22 protein-coding genes, 1 tRNA gene and 1 pseudogene are annotated in these 16879 nt (G+C 57.1%); 11 read left to right on the top strand and 13 right to left on the bottom strand.

The window, feature by feature from the left end; translation table 11 throughout:
- Nucleotides 1-35 precede the first annotated feature (35 nt).
- The gene (locus tag NKI32_RS00235) at nucleotides 36-359 is read right to left on the bottom strand and encodes a hypothetical protein (protein WP_023733526.1); all 324 of its coding nucleotides are present in this window, start codon (nucleotides 357-359) and stop codon (nucleotides 36-38) included.
- A gap of 115 nt (nucleotides 360-474) precedes the next feature.
- The gene (locus NKI32_RS00230) at nucleotides 475-1221 is read right to left on the bottom strand and encodes a hypothetical protein (RefSeq protein ID WP_352912325.1); all 747 of its coding nucleotides are present in this window, start codon (nucleotides 1219-1221) and stop codon (nucleotides 475-477) included.
- A 359-nt stretch (nucleotides 1222-1580) separates the two neighbouring features.
- Here NKI32_RS00230 and NKI32_RS00225 point away from each other — a divergent pair.
- A tRNA-Ser gene (locus NKI32_RS00225) sits at nucleotides 1581-1670 on the top strand.
- Nucleotides 1671-1832: 162 nt separating this feature from the next.
- On the opposite strand, the gene NKI32_RS00220 is transcribed toward NKI32_RS00225, so the two are convergent.
- From NKI32_RS00220 to NKI32_RS00210, 3 genes and pseudogenes are all read right to left on the bottom strand, one after another.
- Nucleotides 1833-2561, bottom strand: a complete 729-nt coding sequence (locus NKI32_RS00220) for a DUF3800 domain-containing protein (RefSeq protein WP_353001475.1) — start codon at nucleotides 2559-2561, stop codon at nucleotides 1833-1835.
- Between the two features lie 92 nt (nucleotides 2562-2653).
- Nucleotides 2654-2884 carry a hypothetical protein gene (locus NKI32_RS00215; protein WP_353001473.1) on the bottom strand — a complete coding sequence of 77 codons (231 nt, stop codon included), beginning with the start codon at nucleotides 2882-2884 and terminating at the stop codon, nucleotides 2654-2656.
- Between the two features lie 241 nt (nucleotides 2885-3125).
- Nucleotides 3126-3269, bottom strand: a pseudogene (locus NKI32_RS00210) (IS1595 family transposase); the annotation flags it as partial.
- Nucleotides 3270-3621: 352 nt separating this feature from the next.
- On the opposite strand from NKI32_RS00210, the gene NKI32_RS00205 reads away from it, so the two are divergent.
- The 8 genes from NKI32_RS00205 to NKI32_RS00170 all read left to right on the top strand — a co-directional run bounded on the left by NKI32_RS00205 (nucleotide 3622) and on the right by NKI32_RS00170 (nucleotide 7723).
- Nucleotides 3622-3828, top strand: a complete 207-nt coding sequence (locus tag NKI32_RS00205) for a helix-turn-helix transcriptional regulator (RefSeq protein ID WP_353001471.1) — start codon at nucleotides 3622-3624, stop codon at nucleotides 3826-3828.
- A 12-nt stretch (nucleotides 3829-3840) separates the two neighbouring features.
- Entirely contained in the window at nucleotides 3841-4209 is a 369-nt protein-coding gene (locus NKI32_RS00200) for a hypothetical protein (RefSeq protein WP_353001469.1), read from the top strand.
- 82 nt (nucleotides 4210-4291) lie between these two features.
- Nucleotides 4292-4615, top strand: a complete 324-nt coding sequence (locus tag NKI32_RS00195; RefSeq protein ID WP_353001468.1) for a hypothetical protein — start codon at nucleotides 4292-4294, stop codon at nucleotides 4613-4615.
- 88 nt (nucleotides 4616-4703) lie between these two features.
- A complete protein-coding gene (locus NKI32_RS00190; protein ID WP_353001467.1) occupies nucleotides 4704-4934 on the top strand; it encodes a hypothetical protein in 231 nt (76 codons plus the stop codon).
- Nucleotides 4919-6349 (top strand): virulence-associated E family protein, encoded by a 1431-nt coding sequence (locus NKI32_RS00185; RefSeq protein ID WP_353001466.1) that lies wholly within the window; start codon nucleotides 4919-4921, stop codon nucleotides 6347-6349. The genes NKI32_RS00190 and NKI32_RS00185 overlap by 16 nt, the downstream gene beginning before the upstream one ends.
- 209 nt (nucleotides 6350-6558) lie before the next feature.
- The gene (locus tag NKI32_RS00180) at nucleotides 6559-6903 is read left to right on the top strand and encodes a hypothetical protein (RefSeq protein WP_353001465.1); all 345 of its coding nucleotides are present in this window, start codon (nucleotides 6559-6561) and stop codon (nucleotides 6901-6903) included.
- A gap of 75 nt (nucleotides 6904-6978) precedes the next feature.
- Nucleotides 6979-7458, top strand: coding sequence for a hypothetical protein (locus NKI32_RS00175; RefSeq protein ID WP_353001464.1), 480 nt, complete (start codon nucleotides 6979-6981; stop codon nucleotides 7456-7458).
- A 43-nt stretch (nucleotides 7459-7501) separates the two neighbouring features.
- The gene (locus NKI32_RS00170) at nucleotides 7502-7723 is read left to right on the top strand and encodes a hypothetical protein (RefSeq protein WP_353001463.1); all 222 of its coding nucleotides are present in this window, start codon (nucleotides 7502-7504) and stop codon (nucleotides 7721-7723) included.
- Nucleotides 7724-7787: 64 nt separating this feature from the next.
- Here the strand turns inward: NKI32_RS00170 and NKI32_RS00165 are convergent, their stop codons facing one another.
- The 6 genes from NKI32_RS00165 to NKI32_RS00140 all read right to left on the bottom strand — a co-directional run bounded on the left by NKI32_RS00165 (nucleotide 7788) and on the right by NKI32_RS00140 (nucleotide 12963).
- Entirely contained in the window at nucleotides 7788-9095 is a 1308-nt protein-coding gene (locus NKI32_RS00165; protein ID WP_353001462.1) for a protein NO VEIN domain-containing protein, read from the bottom strand.
- Nucleotides 9096-9189: 94 nt separating this feature from the next.
- Nucleotides 9190-9456, bottom strand: a complete 267-nt coding sequence (locus NKI32_RS00160) for a hypothetical protein (RefSeq protein WP_353001461.1) — start codon at nucleotides 9454-9456, stop codon at nucleotides 9190-9192.
- 145 nt (nucleotides 9457-9601) lie between these two features.
- Nucleotides 9602-10177 (bottom strand): recombinase family protein, encoded by a 576-nt coding sequence (locus NKI32_RS00155; protein ID WP_353001460.1) that lies wholly within the window; start codon nucleotides 10175-10177, stop codon nucleotides 9602-9604.
- Between the two features lie 91 nt (nucleotides 10178-10268).
- Nucleotides 10269-10754, bottom strand: coding sequence for a hypothetical protein (locus NKI32_RS00150; RefSeq protein ID WP_353001459.1), 486 nt, complete (start codon nucleotides 10752-10754; stop codon nucleotides 10269-10271).
- Nucleotides 10755-11289: 535 nt separating this feature from the next.
- Nucleotides 11290-12522: a hypothetical protein gene (locus tag NKI32_RS00145; protein WP_353001458.1), complete on the bottom strand. Its 1233-nt coding sequence runs from the start codon at nucleotides 12520-12522 to the stop codon at nucleotides 11290-11292.
- A 180-nt stretch (nucleotides 12523-12702) separates the two neighbouring features.
- A complete protein-coding gene (locus tag NKI32_RS00140; protein WP_353001457.1) occupies nucleotides 12703-12963 on the bottom strand; it encodes a helix-turn-helix domain-containing protein in 261 nt (86 codons plus the stop codon).
- A 77-nt stretch (nucleotides 12964-13040) separates the two neighbouring features.
- Between NKI32_RS00140 and NKI32_RS00135 the strand changes: the two genes are divergently transcribed.
- Nucleotides 13041-13487 carry a hypothetical protein gene (locus tag NKI32_RS00135; protein ID WP_353001456.1) on the top strand — a complete coding sequence of 149 codons (447 nt, stop codon included), beginning with the start codon at nucleotides 13041-13043 and terminating at the stop codon, nucleotides 13485-13487.
- On the opposite strand, the gene NKI32_RS00130 is transcribed toward NKI32_RS00135, so the two are convergent.
- Both NKI32_RS00130 and NKI32_RS00125 read right to left on the bottom strand, forming a co-directional pair.
- On the bottom strand, nucleotides 13477-14724 hold the full coding sequence (locus tag NKI32_RS00130; protein ID WP_353001455.1) for a tyrosine-type recombinase/integrase: 1248 nt from the start codon (nucleotides 14722-14724) through the stop codon (nucleotides 13477-13479). The two genes, NKI32_RS00135 and NKI32_RS00130, sit on opposite strands and share 11 nt — an antisense overlap.
- Nucleotides 14725-15149: 425 nt before the next feature.
- Complete coding sequence (locus tag NKI32_RS00125) at nucleotides 15150-15602, bottom strand: BA14K family protein (RefSeq protein WP_023683173.1); 453 nt, start codon at nucleotides 15600-15602, stop codon at nucleotides 15150-15152.
- A gap of 509 nt (nucleotides 15603-16111) precedes the next feature.
- On the opposite strand from NKI32_RS00125, the gene NKI32_RS00120 reads away from it, so the two are divergent.
- The gene (locus NKI32_RS00120; RefSeq protein WP_023683172.1) at nucleotides 16112-16510 is read left to right on the top strand and encodes a hypothetical protein; all 399 of its coding nucleotides are present in this window, start codon (nucleotides 16112-16114) and stop codon (nucleotides 16508-16510) included.
- Nucleotides 16511-16879 lie beyond the last annotated feature (369 nt).

Genomic DNA, 16879 nt, shown 5'->3' with positions numbered 1-16879 from the left:
CCGCGTTCTCGTCGCAAGTCCGCTGGGACACCCCATCAGCCCGGCGCGAATTCTCCGCCGCGCCGCCGGCGCCGGTAGCCGACCGCATAGAGGATGAAGGCAAGCACCGCGAACACGGCAAACCCCGGCTGGGCAAGCACCCAGGCGATGCCGCCATCCCATATCATCGGATTGACCTTGGCGCGCACGAAGGTCTCGAAGGCCGCGCGGGTGTCGGGCGAAACCGCCAGCCAGCTCGAATTCAGCGGCGTCATGACCAATGTGGAAGCCGCCACCGAGCGCGTCGCGTCGAGCACGGCCATGATGACGGCGACCGAGAGTGCGATCATGGCCGCGAGGCGAAACAAAAAACGCAACATCGAAATCTTCCCCAGTCCTCAAGTTCCTCCCGAGGACCTTCCGGTCAAGGCGAGGAATAGAATGCGCACGCCCGGCGTGCAATCACCATACACGAATTTGAAGCCTATCGCCCGCCTATATGGCCACCTTTCGGCTCCGCCGATGGACGAGCCAGATGCCGAGGACGCCGCCGCCAATGGCCCCGACCACCAGCCCGGCAAGGCCGATGAACACCGCGAAGTAGCCGCAGCCGCCTTCGAAACAGCTGATGTCGGTGGCTTCGGCGATCCCCGCGCCGAGCGCGAAGCCGGCGACGGCGCCGACGACGGCGCCGAGGGTGATGCCGGCCAGCGCGGCGACGATCGAACTAAAGGCTGACGGTGCCTGCGCTTCCGGCCTTGCATAAAAGGCCTTGGCCTCGTCGCCGCGGCGCAGCAGGTAAATGCAAAACAGGCCGATGACGATTTCGGTGGCGGCGATCGCAAGCTCCCTGGCGGAGACGGTGAAATCGGGCACGGTCAGCGCATAGACCTGCTCGGCCAGCCGCCAGGCGATGGTGGTGATCTGCCAGATGGTGAAATGACGCGGAAAGCGCGCGGAACGGCTTAAGGCGAGGCCGAGCAGATAAAGCCCCCACACGATGGTGACGATGTCGAAGGCCAGTCCGCCAAGCACGAAATAGAAGACCCTGTCCGGCAGGCCGGAACTCTCGAACAGCCACCGCGCCGAGACCAGCCAGTAGACCGACCATGCCATGACGAAGAGGAGCCAGACCACGGGCACGAAGGACAGCCCGCTGTCCGGAGGCCCTGCGGGCGTCAGCCCGCCTGGCATGCCTCCGGCCGGCGTTCCGCTGGCCGGCTGTTCATTGCTCGATGTCATGTCTGGACGTTGCCCCCGCAAAGCCTCCGCCGCACTCGACAGGTGGCGAGGGGCGAAGTCAAGCACGGCCGGCCCTGCCGCCTTGCCCGTGCACACCATTCAGAGCCGAAGCGCCTTAGAAGCGGAGGCGTTCAACGCCCCGTGAAACGATGCGTGGACGGCAAAGCGAATAGACTGCCGTTATGGCTTGGCATTCGGCGCCGGATCGACTAGATGAGCCCCGCGCCTGTTTGATTGACGGGCGCCGGGAAGGGCATCCGCTGGTTGGCGGTGTCCATCAAGCGGGTCTTCCCGCAAATCCCAAAGGGATGCATCTCCCCAACCCGCATGGCAAAACCGGCCGGCGCGAATGCAAGGACGGAGAGGTGGCCGAGTGGTTGAAGGCGCACGCCTGGAAAGTGTGTTTACGGGAGACCGTAACGCGGGTTCGAATCCCGCTCTCTCCGCCATTTTTCCAAAATAGCCAAATAAAATCAACACGTTAGAAAAACGTCGGCTATGGCCCCACATTCCTACCCACATAGGCATATTTTCCTATTTCTATATGCGCGACGCCGATGGCTGCTTAGGCGTCTTGAGTGCAAATTCAGGTCCCTGTCCGGGCGCTCGTACTATTCCAGGATTCCGCTGATGAGGTGGGTTGGCACGCTTGGCCATATCTTGATAGCGCGCGAATACGTTTGGTCGTCATGGTGAAACATCGGCCGCAGGTCTTTTATGAAGCGCGGTTCGTATAGTCCGAACTCGCTTGCCTCCCAAGCCTGTCCGATGGAACTCACCACGCAATCGGCAATCTGCAACCCGCGCAACTCTTCGTTCGGCTTTATGAAGATGCCCTTGTTGCGAAGGAAGCTCCACTCCATCCGGTCCTCCTTCACGAACGGGCTGGAGATGACGCGTTCAAGGTACTCGTTTAGGTTTTCGACGGTTAGTCCGCGCCGGCTCGACAGGTACACGTGCATTTCATCGTACATGCCATGATCGCGACACCAAATTGTAGCCTTTTCCAGCAGGAAGCGGAGAGCATAGAAATACAGAAAGTAGCGTTTACGGAAGTTATCAGGCTTCAGGATGCCGGGCTTGTAGATGGCTACGGCCATCGCTCGCATCCCGGTGTCTCGCATCGCGTCAATGAAGCCAAGGCGGACGTTGTGGCTGGCCTTCTGAAAATGGAAATGCCAATTTGGCGCTCGGTGCTTTGATTTGAACGCGTCATAAGCAAGTTTCGTAGCTTCAAAGACGATGTGATCGCGCTGTATGACGCCGCCGACTATTAACCAGTCTGATGAGGTAGCGCTAAACCCCTCTTCTCCGCTTTCATCGACATAGAGAACTGCCATGCCCGAAACCTCAAAAGACGCGGAACAGGAAAAGGGCGACGAGGTTTTGCGCCGGGCGCGCTACCTGAAGGTTGAGATAGCGCCCGCCATTCTCATTTCTGAACAGAACACACCAGCAGTTGCCATTCTATAGGCGCTTTGTTGGGATGCTGATGGTGGTTTTGCGGGGGCAACGGATTGCCCTTGTTCGCGGCGATCTCATCACCGCAAGTCGCGCACCGATAGATGCCTGAGTTTACTACGACCGTTCCCGGTTTCTCTTTCGCATCGAACGCGGCATGGTCACTTTGGGCAAGATGGGTGCTGTATTTGTAGAGTGCCATTTTAAAGGCTCCTGTAATTTTGCGGCACAGGAGTGGTAGCGGAAATCACCGACTCGTTTAGTTTACATGGGGTGATCACAAACAAGCCCTCCTACGGCTTGGGTTAACAACAACGTCAAGGCGACCGTCTGAACCACGGTCGCCTTTGATGTTCTGGTGAGTCGGGTGACTCACGCAAGGCTATCAATCTTGTTTCGTTCTCTTTTTCCTGCGTTTTCACAGGATGCGCCTCGCCTTTTGCTTAGGCGAGACTGCCTTCATCAATCCGCCGACAGGTCAACGTCTATCGCGATTCTTGCGCAGCAAGTCTTCGGCGCGTTCTGCATCCCGAGACTTTCAAAGCTGCGCGGCGATTGTAGCGGAAGTCAAACTCGGCCAAGTAGCGGTCGGCACGTTCGTCGCGAACGCACTCTCCAGCGGCATGATTGGAGGGCAAAAGCCGTACTTTGTGCGAGGCACAAAGCCCATACATTCGACTCCCTGCGCACGCGCGCTAGGCGCGACTCTTTTCCCATTCCTAAATCCATCAGGAGTCGCCGGAAAGCAACAATGCTCCGAGCAATCCAAATATAAATCACAGTTCAAAGTATGGCTCGACGTTGTGCGACGTTGTGACGCAGGGAAAACCTAGGGGACAAATAAATCTAACACCCAATTTCCGGGATTTTCCGCGCGCAATTGTTTGGTATTATTGAATTGTTCTTTGGCGAAACTGCCGGATATAGGAGAAATGCGCAATGAGTGCCGATAATAATACTTTCATCCGCCGCCCAGATGTCGAAAGACTCACTGGGCTAAAGACAAGTTCTCTATACGAACAGATGAAGGAGGGGAATTTTCCCAAGCCGATCAAGATCGGGGCGAAGGCAGTCGCGTGGCGACTCGCGGACGTGACCGAATGGCAAGAACGCAAGATTGCCCAGCGCGATGCGGCAGCGGCATAAGGAGGAACGCACATGGCAGACGAAACATCTTTCAGTGCCCTCAAGAAGGGCATTGCCCCGACCCAGAAAGGCCCCACTCCCTCAGCGCCGGGTCGTGGACAATATTACGAGTCCTTTGTCGACTTCATAGCCGACGAGGGATTTTACAAGGGCGCTCACAAGAACGAGATGCCTTATGGCGCGGAGCCTTGGCGCGGCGAGATACAGGAAGGCAATAGGCGCGATCTGGAACTTCAACGGGAGACCCAAGCGAAGCAGCAGCGGATCAAAGCCGCTGGCGCACCGCACCTCCTCGTCGCGATGGCGGGGGAAGACGGCGAGGTGCGGGACTACCTGATCGGGCTGATTGAGGGGAACGGCGATGTCGCGGCCAAAGGTTAGTGACCCGGATGCGGAGGTTCGCCGAATCCTCCGCAGCCTTCGCTTTTCCCCCGACGGAAAGCACCGTTTCGGGGAACAGATCATGGCGCATATGAGGCCTGACAACATTACCGCTGTGATGCGGGTACTCGCACTGCTTTGCGAGTATCCGGATGTTGAGGAGGAGTTCGCCTGGCAATTGCTGATCCGCGCGCCGGAGCAAGGGCTGAGCGAACTTAAGGCGCTGCCGGCGGTGAGGCAAGTAAAGGTGACATTCACCGCTTTTCGGGTCTCTGGCGTAGAGCCCCCCGCCGATCTGACCGAACTCGCCCGCAAGGCAGGGGCGAAGGCTGCAGAGATACTTCGGCAACGTGGGCTTGGTCACCTCCTTGAAGGACTGCATGAGATGGAGGCGCCCACGCAGTGATGAGTGCTCTCATGGCTCGTGGGGCGGTCGCTTTTTCCGTGGTGGCGATTGTTTGGATCGTGCTGGCGAGAGGAAAGGAGCCCGAACGATGGCAACGATAATCAGCTTGAATGAAGTGAGGGCGAAGCGGCGGAGGCCGCCAGATCCGCCGATCGATGAGGCGTTTGTGGCAGCGTGGGAGCCCATCTTCGAGGCGCTGGAACTCGTGGAGACCATTCAATTGCCGCGGACGGCGCGAGCGCGGGAACTGCTCCTGCGCGGATTGGCGGTGATGCTTGAAAGGGAACAGAAGAGATTGGGCCAGTGCGCGAAGCGATGAAAACGGAGGCTTTCGATTGGGAAGTGGTCGGGCCACTCACCGAGGATGACATGGCGGCGCTGACGGTGGAGGCCGAGGCTGAATGGAGGGCGTTTGAGCGTGGGCAAGAACAGCCGACGGCGCGCGGCAACGGACCTCTAGTAAAGATGTTCGCGGAGCAGCTGACCCGGAAGCAGCAGGCGTCCGCAGACCCTGCCCCAGCCAAGACGGAGCAAGGGGCGACGGAACTTAGCCGGGTGCGAAATCCCAGTGGGATTGTGGCGTCGCTAGACAATGCGATGATGGCTATCCGCAAACTCGGGGTCGTGTTTCGGTTTGACGAGTTCCGAGAAAAGGTCATCTGCGAGGGCTTGGAAGGGCGGCTCGGGGTGACGATGGAAGATATTGTGCTGCATATACGCCGGGCGGTGATCCAAGCGTTTGGGTTCGATCCTGAGCCGTCGCACACGTGGGACGCGATCCGCCTTCTGGCGCAAGAAAACTCCTTCAATCCGGTCCTCGATAGGATTGAGGCGCACCCGTGGGACGGGGTGCCGAGGATCGACACTTGGTTGAGCGCGTATTTGGGCGCAGATGACAACGAACTCAATCGGGCATTCGGGCGATCGGTTTTGGTCGCTGGTGTTCGAAGGGCGCGCCGCCCCGGCTGCAAGTTTGACTGCGTGCTGGTGCTGGAAGGACCACAGGGGCGCGGTAAGTCGAGCGTACTGAAGATCATGGCTGGCGGCGAAGATTTCTTCTCGGACGAGATCGCTATCGGGGTGAGCTATCGGGAACAGCAAGAATTGCTGGCAGGAAAGTGGATTGTTGAGCTTCCCGAATTGGTCGGGCTAAACCGATCGGAAGTGACTCGCGTCAAGCAGTTCATCTCGAAAACGCATGACCGAGGGCGCGGTGCTTATCAGCGTCTTCCGATGGACTTGCCCCGCCGGTGCATTTTCGTCGGCACGACGAATGACTCTCAGTATCTCCACGATGCGACCGGAAACCGGAGGTTCTGGCCGGTGACGGTGGGCAAGATTGATCTGCAATGCCTGGCGAAAGACATGCTCCAGCTTTGGGCAGAAGCTGCAGAGGCAGAGCGCGAGGCGGCCGAGCCGATTTCGATCCCGGAAAGGCTTTGGGCAGCGGCGGCCGAACGACAGGCTGAAAGGGTGTCGGGCGACCCGTGGGAAGATTTGCTGCTGAGCGCCCTTCCCGCCCATGCGAAGATTGCGGAGGGCGAGCTGCGGATTTCAACGCAAACTGTCTTCGAGAAGGTCATGGGCATCGAGATGCGCCACGCGCGGATGGCCGATTACCGGCGCCTGGGCGATTGCATGCGCAAGCTTGGCTGGAGCGGCCCGAAGGTCCTCCGGATCGATGGCGCTAACGTGAAAGGCTACTGGAGAGCGCCCCTGACGTTGAGCGGATGATATGGCTCTCGGGTGCGCGCTACCGGTGTTACCGGTCGCTACCGGTAGCACCATGGAGCTGTTTCCCGGATCGCCATTTCCAATTCATAACGGATTTAGACCGGTAGAACCGGTAGAAGCGGTAGAAGCCGTTCAAAAACAAACGTTTACGCCGCTACCGCCCCGCTACCGCATCTACCGCTTTGCGTGACTACTCAAACGAGGACGAAATGACAGACGACCCCGAAATCAGCCCAGCACTGCGAAAGCTGCTCGACATAATGACTTCGCCCGACGTGCCGATCCCGCGCTCCATCGACGCGGCCAAGGCGATCATTGAGTACGAGGCCCCGCCAGAGGTTTTCGACCTGACCTACCAGTTCCTGATGGGCGTAGCTCATGACCCAAAGCAAGACGTTGGCTTGCAGTTGAAAGCCCTCGAACTGCTCCGCAAGGTGGAGGCCCGGCGCGTGTCGCCCGGAACGACGAAAGGTTCAGACCCGATGGAAGGCCTTGGCCTGCGGCTGGAGGCGGCGCGGCTGCGGGCGGAGGCGAAGCGGAAGGCGATGAACTAAGACTGATCCGAGAACTAGATACTAGAACAGCGCATAAAAAGACTTAAGCTGGCTCGGGGAACCCGGGAGGGCGGCGTGACACTTGATCGTAATCTTCAGCTGACAATGTTGCGGGCGATGTCCGAGGCCTATCCAGAGGCACTCCGAAATTTTCGTATTCTCGACGGAGTAGACAGGGCCAAATTCTCCGCGAATTTGCACTACCTTTGCGAGCACGGTTTGGCTGACGCCAAATGGTCGCGCACCCTAAATTCCCCTGCTGCTCCCACCGGATCCCGCATCACCGCCGCTGGAATGGATTTCCTGGCCGACGATGGGGGGCTGTCCGCAATCCTGGGAGTGGTGACGATCCGTTTCCATGAGGACACGGTGAAAGCGCTATTGATTGATCGTGTCGTCAAATCGGATGCGCCGCCAAGCGTTCGGTCCAAAATCGTCGAGCAAATCAAGGCACTGCCCGCAGAAGCGACGAAGGCCCTGACCCTTGAGGCTATCAAAGCCGGCTTGGCTAACGTTCCCGAATTTCTATCTTGGCTACAGACCGTATTGCGGTAGCTTTTTCTCACCCCGCTGAACCCATCGAATTTTGGAGGACGAAATGACATCGCCGGACGATTGGGAGGTCGAAGGGCATGCGATCTCACTCACGGTCGAGATCAACATTGAGCGACCCCTGATGGAAGAGTGTCTGGCCCAGACCGTGCTGTCCCTGAGAGAGGTAGCGGACCGCCTTGAGCGAGGTGAAGAAATGGGCGAGATCACCGACAAGGATGGCAAGCCGATTGGCAATTTCGATAGTCTACCGGAGATTCGAGACTAAGGTCTCGCCACCAATTTGGATCTGGTCGAGACAATCTGGGCGACTGGCTCGTGGCGAACCCACTTCAGCCAGAGGGTTCAAGCCCATCGTCTGTTGAAACTGAATCAATGATGGTTAGCCTTGCGCCGATCACTTCGGTGAATGTTAGCCGTCTCCCATCAGCCGCCTCCCATAAACCTCGCGCCGTATATTGGAATATGCTGGCAGCTGGTGTTTCGGACAGGCAGTTGTTCACGATGTAGACCACGTACCTTGGTTGATGGTCGCGATGATGAGATTTCGCATACTCGTTCGGTGTAAACTCGCAGATGCCACCGCTACCACTCAGACCTTTCACCTCAATCAATAGCGTTTCGTCGCCTCGCGTCGCTTCGAGATCCCATCCGCAACCGTCGGCTTCCACACTATCTACATCATAACCGCCGCCTGCTTTTGAGGTGTAAAAGTCGGTGGCATGTTTGATCGCAGCCTTTTCCACTTTCCTACGAAGTTCGGGGTCCGGATTACGAGGGGCGCCCCCTTTGCTTCGTCTGCTGGCCTTTGGCGAGTTGAGGTTTTGGTCGACCGATTGGATATACCGCCAAACTCGGCCCCTAAACTCATCGTTCGCGCCATACCAGACCGGGGACTGCCCTAAGCCGCCCTTCATCGAATGGTGAGTGTGCGTCCTGAACTCCCTGTTAGGTTCCGGCAGTAGCGTCGCATTCTCAGCAAGGGCTTCAACTGTGTAGGGAATTTCATTCAGCCCCGCCCCTTCGCCTCGCGTAGGAGTGCGGGGGATAGCCGTCCGATAGACAGTCGCATCCTTGTACCATCCGACAATCAGGACCTTCAAAGTCACCGGGTGGGTAGCCAGCCAAACCACCAAGACGTGCTCTACCGTTTCACCCTTTGGCGAGCCTCCCAGGTTAGGAAGCCAGATCTTGTCTTTTCTAGGCTGGTAGCCGAACACACGCCCCTCTTCGGGCAGAAAATTGAAACTTTCCCACCCATGAGCATGTTCGCGCAAATACCCGTGACGCCCGAGCGTGGGATCACCTGGCGACATGCCCTGATATTTCTTCATCCATCCGACGTTGAAGAATATCATTCGCGGAACCGATGCTGCAGCGGAGGCATCCGGAGTTAGTTCATCTATAAATTTCGCGATCCGCCTGGCCACTTGCGAACCGGTGTTCGCTGCAGGCAAATAGCCGGGGACGTACCGCTGACCACGGCTCTCCATCACTGACGAGATGTTTCTCATTCGCCATTCAATAGACGGCGCACTTCGCCCGGATAGCGGCCCTTTTGTGAGATGGCGACGAACAGCAGACTTGTCGTATTTTTCTCCTGAGAATGCCTTGGATTGCATCGCCAGATAGCTGACCACACACGCCCTCAGCTCGTCGTCAGTCCAATCAGTTGGCATAGCCACTCCTCCCACCCTCTAGGCGGCGACAGTCATTTCTGGCAATGAACACTTCTCAGGTTTTGGGCGGGCCGCAGCGCCCTTTGAGAACAGCGATTTCAGTTTCGTGATCTCCGCCAGACATTGACGAAACCGGCACCCCTATGAGGAAAACACCCAGTGCATCGCCTGTGGCTGCCTTGTTTTGCTGGTTTGTAAGAACGGCAAGACGCTCCTTGTCGGCCGGCGTGCATGGGCCTGCATTCGGAACCCCTGCAATCTTATCAGGAGGCGTAGCGCATCCCGCCAGAACCGCCAAAATAACTAAAGCAAATCTTCTCATAGTTCCCCCCGTTTATTATTCCTACCCGGTCGCAACATTGCTGACTGCAACATTGAGCGCAAGTCTGCCAACACAGCATTTTAAAATAATGCTGGTCCGATCCCCAGTTTTGGAGCCATAGCATCCCAGCGTGATCTAAACCCCTTCATCCCGCTGTTTGGTGCTTAATCCGCTGAACCGTGCCCACACTCACGCCATGCTTGGCGGCAAGAGCGCGAACGCTACCAGAGTCGCGGGCAATCGCCTCCTCCGTCGCCTTAGCCACGCGAGGACGGCCCAGCGTCTTACCTTTCGCCCGCGCCGAGTTGAGTCCCGATTTGACTCGTTCACTTATCATCGCGCGCTCGAACTCAGCGAACACGCCCATCATCTGAAACATTGCCTTGCCCGCTGGGGTGGTCGTGTCGATGCCTTGTTGGTGTAGGAAAAGGTCAACGCGCAAGGCATGGAGGTCGGAGAGGAACGCGACGAGGCCCTGAAGAGAGCGGCCCAACCGGTCGACGCTCCACGCCATCACGACATCGAAGCGGCGGCGGGCAGCGTCTTTGCAGAGGGCTTCAAAGGCGGGGCGTTTTTTGGCGCTTGCGCCGCTAACGCCGTGATCGCGGTAGACTTGGACAATTTCCCACCCCGTACGGCCCGCGACTTCCCGCAATTCGCGCTCTTGTCGGTCGGTGGTTTGCTGGTCGGTGGATACGCGGAGGTAGAGTGCGGCGCGCATGGCGTTCGCCCTTTCCATGATGTGTGGGCCTAGCATTCGACTAGACGGCCCGCTTTCGCGAGCCGCCCAGCAGAACATCGGCTATGTGTCGTTAGATGGTCAGTTCAAACTCAGTCGCGGCCTTCGCGGCGAGCGATGCCTCATGAGCAGTCCGGGCTTGAGCGTCGAGACGGTCGCGTTTCGTGGCGGGGAGCCCGGTGAAAAGCCCCATGAGGAACTTGTTCCGGTCCTTCGCTTCGGTCTGCTCATATCGGGCCTTACTCTCGGGGCTGAGCGCATTGCGGACCATCTGGCGGATAAACCGAACGTGCGGCTCTTCGGCCGGGCCAGCCGTTCGCCCAATGGCACCCTCGATCAGCCGTTTGCGTTTAGTGTCGAAAGCGGCGCTGGCCGCCTCCTGGCTCTTCGCCCCCGCGTATGCATCCTGCAGAGATTGGAGGGCGAAACCCATGAGGTACTCGACTGAGGCGTCAGGAAGGGCTTGGCCGTCCAACGTCCATTTGCCCTTTTCGACGGCCAAAGTTGCCTCGCCCAAATGGCCGAACTCGCGATGTGAAAACGTGCGCGTGACTTGCATAGTTGTATCTCCTTCAATGGTGCGGCTACTCCGCATTAAGCGACTGAATTTACTCGCAAAATGTCGCTCTACTATGCGTGGCAGTCAAGCGCGATGTGCAAAAAACAAATGGTTTTTGAACGCAAAAATGACGGGCTCAAAAGCCCGGATTTCCGCCCTTTCGGCGCGGGCGTTTCGGAGGGGTTTTTTGAACACGATCGGAGGCCTGGGACATGGCTTAACGTGGTGTGTTGCGATCACGGCGGATGGTGGATGGGGTGGCCATGAACGCCGTGGCCGTGGGTGGGCCGTGTACGCGGGTTCAACGCAATCGGGGCATGGGATGCCGGGCCGTGCCCGCCGCGCGTTGTGGGCCATGTGCGGGGCGCACATCGATATGGCTTTTGAGGACCCCACCCCCCTTATTCTCAATGGACGCAGAGGGGCTTTCGCTGATGCCACCCCCCGTCATCCCCCCAGCCACGTCCCTCGCAAATTTTACGCGAAAGTCTGTCATTTGGCCGGGTCGGCAAAACTTGTTGTCTTGGCATATAGACTAGAAGAAATACTTTAATAATCCTATTAATATTGCGACTAAAGTGGTTATAACCCAAGGCACGATCTTACTTGACCTGAAATCCCGCGCCAGCCAATTTCTACTTGGTCTCGTAACGTTGTAAACGTTTTCCATATAATTCAGCGCGTCATATCCACCACCTTTAATAGCAATATAGTACTCCTCCTTAGCCTCGCTTTCTGAAGTATGCGTCTTCTCTAGCGCGCCAACCGATCTCTCCAAAGAAAACTCTTCGGCCAGTATCCGCCATGTGTTGGTTCCAGTAACGGTTTTCGGGAGGTTTGCCTTTTCACTTAGAAATGGCGTGCACAAGAAAAGCAAAAACTCAGCTCTTTCCCGATTGTCTGTACGTATATCTCGATACTTCTCTATGAATTTTTGAAGCGCAAGAGCGTACTCGAGAAAACGAAATCTGCGAACATGTTCTCGTTTGATATCACGTGCTAGATCGCCTCCTTGGGCCGGATATGTCGTTATCACGCCCTGCTTGCTTATTAAGGAAAGAACCGATCTTGCATATTTTACGTCCATTTCCTTATTTTTATCGAATATTTTCTGTACTAAATAATCGCTCGCGTGATCGAAGTGTTTGTTGTTTATCAGAAGCCCCACAATTTCGTCCTTGGAACTGTCCCTCCAGGTCTCAAAATCGTTCTCCCCTACGGGTGCAGGCATTAACATTGCAGGTTTTGCCGAATAGGAGTTGGACGTCGGATAGCCGCTCAATTGACCTGTGCTGATAATCCCAATTAAACAGTCGACCACTGTTGGTACGAACGGATGGTTAGCAAGGTCCCGATCACTGAAAAAATCTTCTGTTGATTGTCCAATATCTTCAACCAGATGTACTTCCACGCATAGCGTGCCAGGTCGATAAAAACGCAAATTGAAATTGTAGTGCCTAGGCTTTGAACCGGTTGAATCTTGTATCGTGAACTGGGAACTTCGTCCAAAAACCTTGCCGTCGGTTTCCCGATTTATCTTGCGGCTAATTTCTTGCCAGACTTCAATATATGGTTTGATCACCCATGGCCGGTACGCCCGTTCAGACACAATTCCGAGAGGTTTCAAAAAGCCCGGATTTGGCTCGACAGAAGCCAAATCGCTCTTGAGCAATCGGTCTTCGAGATCCGGTCCCACCCAAGCCAAAACGATCCAAGAATATTGCATCTGAGGGCTCACAAAGGTGTGGGCGGCGGGGATCGAACCCACTGCAACGCCCCTACCTTCAGGCGCCCACTCAACGGTTTTGGTTTCCGTCTAGGCGGGGTAGAACATATTGGTTTCACGAGCAAGCCTGTTGGGATTAGCGGCGAAGTTTACCCGCGCGGCCGGGTTGCCACTTCTCCTGGATATCGCCAGCTTAGAAGCCTAATGGTGACGTAACGGCTTTCAGACTCTTCGCCTACCAGCGTTTAGCGGGGCAATCGGTGCGGCGTCTTTCGGCGGGATCGCGAAAAGCTCGGAGATATCCGACCCAAGAACCTTCGCCACCTTTTCAAGAGTGGTGACTGTCGCGTTGCGCTTGCCGCGTTCTAGGTAGCCTACATAGGCGCGCTCGATCTCAGCGGCATACGCAAGGTGGTCTTGCGACATACCCTTCTCGACCCGCAAACGTCGGACATTCCAGCCGACCCGTTCCCTGACATCCATTTAGTCAGAGCAACATCTGGCACTCTATGAAACCACGTCATATAAGACGAGTATTCACGTGACGGCGGGAGAATGAGATGGGTGAAACTGGACTCAAATCCACCCCGGACGATCTGGCAAAAGTCGAGGCGTTCGCAGAGTATCTTGCTTACGACCTAACTCGATATGGCATGGGCATAGCACTTCTCAGTTTGGAAAGCGGCTATTCTCACTTAGAGACCGCTTCCCACTTGGCCCTCTTAACATTGGCATTGGATGCCAAAGAGGCAGGGACCGACATAGTTCGGCTCATGTTCCTCGTGCCTCACGCCCGCTCAATGATCGATGTGCTGAAGGAGTACCAACAGCATCACCCCAGCTTGATGCGCGAGGCGTTGTTCAAAAATGATGCCACTGCAATGCTGAAGGTCGTTACGGTCGATAAAGACCAGCGAGCCTGGATCGAACGTGTGTTGAGCGATCCGACCACTGCGACCGAACGAGTCGCAACCTCGCGCATCAACTATCGCGAACTCATGCGCTGACTCGAACCTTTGGCGCGGTACTGCAATATCCTGCCCAAGCAGTCATTAGCCGCCGGCGCTTCTCCAACATGTCGCCGCGCTGGTATGCCGCCTCCGTCTTGTCTGAGAGGACGTGCGCCAGCGCCGCCTCCGCGATCTCACGCGGGAAATTAGAGCGCTCGGCTGCCCAATCGCGGAACGTTGAGCGGAAGCCATGGACGGTCAGGCCCTCCATCCCTTCCATGCCCCGGAGCAGTTCCAGCATCGCCATATTGCTGAGCGGTTTGCCCTTGCGGGCGCCGGGGAAGATGTAGGGGCTGTCGGCCTCGCGCGGGACGCTTTTCAAGATCTCGATCGCCCGCTCTGAGAGCGGCACTCGATGAGGTCGGCCCGACTTCATGCGCTCGGCGGGAATGGTCCAGAGCTTGTTCGCAAAGTCGATCTCGCCCTCCATCGCGCCAATGGCCTCGCCGGTCCGCACTGCATTCAGGATGGTGAACTCAAGCGCTCGAGCCGAAATGCTATCCATCGCCCGAAGCCGCGTCATGAACGCGGGAAGGTCAGCGTAAGCCAAAGCCTCATGATGTTGAACCTTAGCGACCTTCGACCGCGCGGGCAGCGCCTTATCGAGGTGGCCACGCCACCGGGCCGGGTTGTCTTCCTTTGGACGGAAACCTCTCACGGTCGCCCAATCAAGCACCGACTCGACCCGGCCTCGGACACGCGAAGCAGTCTCGGTCTTTGTGTTCCAGATTGGGTCCAGTATCTGATGGACGTGGGCGGTCTCGACCTTGCCCACCGGCAAATCCCCAATGAACGGCCAAGCGTACGTTTCCAGCGTATTCGTCCACTGCTCGGCGTGCTTTGCGTTCTTCCAGCCCGCCTTATGGGCGGCAATATAGCGCTCGGACGCCTGCTTGAACGTGATCCGCTTTGCGTCGTCGGCGCGAAGAGTGGCCTTCCTCTCCTTCCGCTCCTCGATTGGGTCTATGCCATCGGTGATCTTCTGGCGTGCTTCCCTCGCCTTATCGCGGGCGTCTTTCAGGGAACGGGTGTTAACGTCACCTAAGCCCATGTACCTGGCCTTGCCGGCGAGCATGAAGCGAAAGAGCCAGGACTTGGTGACGTCGCCCTCCTGCGCACCCTTCGCGGTGCTCTTTGCCACTTGCAGATAAAGGCCGCCGCCGTCACCGTAGGTGCCCGGCTTTGATTTCTTTGCCACCTCGACGGCGCTTAATTTGTTGATCGACCTAGCCATAAGCCCGCCCAATGCTCTTATTTTGCGATGGGCAAAATGTACCTACAATCCAACCCACAAACAAGCATTGGATTTAGCCGGAATTGGGCAGAACTCTTCGGATCGATTTTAGCTGTTTTTCCGTTGTATTTGTTGTGTTTTCGGAACTCGGCGGAACCTGTCGTGAGTGCGGCGGACGGACGCTCTCTCCGCCATCGCCGTTGATTTTATTGTATTCTTTGACTATTTATCGATCTGCCATAACCGAGGAAACTCGACGGTAGCAACTCTTCGGAACCTTGCCCAGCCGGATATCTTGAGTCTCGTGGCGGCGGAGCATTTGTTTGTCCCTCACAGCGATGTCGGGTCTCGTAACCCTAATCGCCGTCACGCCTCACACAAAGAAAAACCCCGCCGAAGCGGGGTTCTCATTTCGGTCAAAAATCTCAGTAGGGAGAATTGCACTCCCGACGAGGGCCGTAGTTCGGCTGGTAGGTGTTGTCCGAGGCGCGGTAGCTACGGTAATGATCGTAGCACCACTGCACATGCGAATCGCCACCCCGGTAGACGCGATGGTTGTTGTTGAGCGCGCCGGTAATCAGGGCGCCGGCAATGAATGCTCCGGCGGGGAACCAGAAATCGCCGTGGCGGCGATAGCCGTGTCGGTAATGGCGCGAGCCGCGATGGCCGTTCCAGTAGGGGCCGTCATTGTTGTAGCGCGAGAAATTGCGATCGCCGCGATGCTTCATCCACGGCTTGTAGTCCACCGCCTGCACATCGGACGACGCCGAAGGCGCCTGCGGCGTGAACATTTGCGCTGCACCTGCAGGCACAGCGGCGGTGGCCGCGAACGAAACTGACAGCGTGGCCGCCAGCATACCCGATACAATCTTATTCATGATCTTCTATCTTTCCGTTGCCGTCCCTTATGGGCTTTAAACGGTTTAAGAGCGTTCCGGTTCCGCCCGCCTGCCACAACAAAACCCCACACTTGGCGGGGTTCTGTCGTTTGCGATGCGGAGCGGTTAGGCGGAGAGCTTCGCAACCATCTCCGGAGTCAGAATGCAATGCGCCCATGCCTCGTCATCAATCGGCTTTAGGCTGTCCGCCAAGATCTATCCCGATTGGGATCCACGTTCATGAAGGATCGCACGCCGCAAATCCCGCGGACCTTGCTGGTCCTAACCCCTCCCATAACCATAGACGGCAAGATTTGGTCTTTGTGGGTTATCATTGCGCCGAGTTCGAATTTCCACGCTCGCTTAGTGGAGAGCTACGTAGCGCCGAAGCGGAAGACGCGACTTGTCGACAAGGCGTAGATCCCATGGTTGGCGGGGAGCGTTGGGCGTGTCCTTGTGCCGGCGCAGGGATGATGATTTGCTGCGATTCAACAAAGCGGGGGAACGCCATGGCGGACACGGTTATGAAGGCTCCGGTTCTGGATGTAGTTTTAGCATCTGGGATCGACGCCGCCTTAGGCACGGTGTCGGTCACATTTGGATCAATCGACACAAAGAGATTCCAACTCGATTTCTCCGCACAATGTGTTCCTTTGGCAATTGCTGCCCTCTCGGTCGAGATGGGAAAGCTCGTCGCCACTCTTCCTGCCGAAATGACACCAAAACTGCAGGGCATTTCTATAACGAGCACTCAACTGGCCATGAAAGAGGACGGCACTGTAGCCATCTTTCTCCGATTGGAGAGTGGAGCGGAACTGCCGCTTGATTTTCGGTTGGACGACCTCACCCGCCTGCGCCAACAAATAGACGAAGCGCTTACGCTGGCGGATCGAAAGACCCACCACTGATATAAGCTTCGTCCCGCTCTACATCCGCGCCTTGTCATCTCGCTGGTTGCTGCCGGCGTCTGGCGATTCCGGCAGCGCGATATAGTGGGCATGGCTTCCTGCCCCTGCTGGCCGGGCTCGGCACAACCGGGCTTAATGAAACAAACTGCGACATAGCGCGTTGAGGCTCATTCGCGGAGGGAGCTTCAAAAATGGATCCGGTAACGGCTGCTGTGCTAGTTTTGCTTTCTTGCAGCCCCGGCCAGGGAGTCTGCGAACCACTCGGTACATCACCGGCCGTTTTCGGATCCCTTGACACATGCCAGTTGACGCTAGCGAGGAGGCTCGCGGACGCGCCCAACGGAGAGATTGTCGGTCGATGCCGTTTAA

Origin of the sequence: Mesorhizobium sp. M0761 (assembly GCF_040320205.1) — a bacterium.
Lineage (GTDB): Bacteria > Pseudomonadota > Alphaproteobacteria > Rhizobiales > Rhizobiaceae > Mesorhizobium.
This window is presented reverse-complemented; position numbering and strand designations above follow the sequence as displayed.

Coding starts and splice junctions, on each gene's coding strand:
- NKI32_RS00235 (WP_023733526.1), bottom strand. CDS start 359: ATGTTGCGTTTTTTGTTTCGCCTCGCGGCCATGATCGCACTCTCGGTC.
- NKI32_RS00230 (WP_352912325.1), bottom strand. CDS start 1,221: ATGACATCGAGCAATGAACAGCCGGCCAGCGGAACGCCGGCCGGAGGC.
- NKI32_RS00220 (WP_353001475.1), bottom strand. CDS start 2,561: ATGGCAGTTCTCTATGTCGATGAAAGCGGAGAAGAGGGGTTTAGCGCT.
- NKI32_RS00215 (WP_353001473.1), bottom strand. CDS start 2,884: ATGGCACTCTACAAATACAGCACCCATCTTGCCCAAAGTGACCATGCC.
- NKI32_RS00205 (WP_353001471.1), top strand. CDS start 3,622: ATGAGTGCCGATAATAATACTTTCATCCGCCGCCCAGATGTCGAAAGA.
- NKI32_RS00200 (WP_353001469.1), top strand. CDS start 3,841: ATGGCAGACGAAACATCTTTCAGTGCCCTCAAGAAGGGCATTGCCCCG.
- NKI32_RS00195 (WP_353001468.1), top strand. CDS start 4,292: ATGGCGCATATGAGGCCTGACAACATTACCGCTGTGATGCGGGTACTC.
- NKI32_RS00190 (WP_353001467.1), top strand. CDS start 4,704: ATGGCAACGATAATCAGCTTGAATGAAGTGAGGGCGAAGCGGCGGAGG.
- NKI32_RS00180 (WP_353001465.1), top strand. CDS start 6,559: ATGACAGACGACCCCGAAATCAGCCCAGCACTGCGAAAGCTGCTCGAC.
- NKI32_RS00170 (WP_353001463.1), top strand. CDS start 7,502: ATGACATCGCCGGACGATTGGGAGGTCGAAGGGCATGCGATCTCACTC.
- NKI32_RS00160 (WP_353001461.1), bottom strand. CDS start 9,456: ATGAGAAGATTTGCTTTAGTTATTTTGGCGGTTCTGGCGGGATGCGCT.
- NKI32_RS00155 (WP_353001460.1), bottom strand. CDS start 10,177: ATGCGCGCCGCACTCTACCTCCGCGTATCCACCGACCAGCAAACCACC.
- NKI32_RS00150 (WP_353001459.1), bottom strand. CDS start 10,754: ATGCAAGTCACGCGCACGTTTTCACATCGCGAGTTCGGCCATTTGGGC.
- NKI32_RS00140 (WP_353001457.1), bottom strand. CDS start 12,963: ATGGATGTCAGGGAACGGGTCGGCTGGAATGTCCGACGTTTGCGGGTC.
- NKI32_RS00135 (WP_353001456.1), top strand. CDS start 13,041: ATGGGTGAAACTGGACTCAAATCCACCCCGGACGATCTGGCAAAAGTC.
- NKI32_RS00130 (WP_353001455.1), bottom strand. CDS start 14,724: ATGGCTAGGTCGATCAACAAATTAAGCGCCGTCGAGGTGGCAAAGAAA.
- NKI32_RS00125 (WP_023683173.1), bottom strand. CDS start 15,602: ATGAATAAGATTGTATCGGGTATGCTGGCGGCCACGCTGTCAGTTTCG.
- NKI32_RS00120 (WP_023683172.1), top strand. CDS start 16,112: ATGGCGGACACGGTTATGAAGGCTCCGGTTCTGGATGTAGTTTTAGCA.